The organism is Massilia sp. CT11-108, assembly GCF_047302915.1.
In the GTDB taxonomy this organism is placed as follows: domain Bacteria; phylum Pseudomonadota; class Gammaproteobacteria; order Burkholderiales; family Burkholderiaceae_D; genus Telluria; species Telluria orientalis.
The window spans coordinates 1-310 of record NZ_JBKYMO010001414.1; the positions used below are offsets into that span (position 1 = coordinate 1).

A 310-nucleotide genomic window follows, 5' to 3' on the forward strand; every position below is an offset into this window, starting at 1 on the left:
CCTGGTTTTTTTTAAAACCCCCCCGGCGGGGCCCGCGCGCCCGCGCCCGCCAGGGAGCCCCTCGTGAGCGTGACCGCTACGCGCGCCGTCGACATTCCGGTCGACCTGGCGGCGCAGGGCCACGTCGTGCCACTCGATTTCGTCGACGTCAGGCCGCAACTCAACGGCACGCTGCTGGCCGTCCATTTCCATGAAGGCGATGCGGTTGCCCGTGGCCAGCTGCTGTTCACGCTGGACGACAGCGATGCCCGCGCCGCACTCGCCAGGGCCGAGGCCCAGGTCGGCCTGGTGCAGGCCCAGCTGGCCGACG

Annotated in this window: 1 protein-coding gene; it reads left to right on the forward strand. The window is 71.0% G+C overall.

Translation table 11 applies throughout. The features are described from left to right. Window positions 1-63: 63 nt before the first annotated feature. A partial coding sequence (locus ACEN88_RS35065) for a biotin/lipoyl-binding protein (RefSeq protein ID WP_413347033.1) occupies window positions 64-310 on the forward strand: 247 nt, incomplete at its 3' end.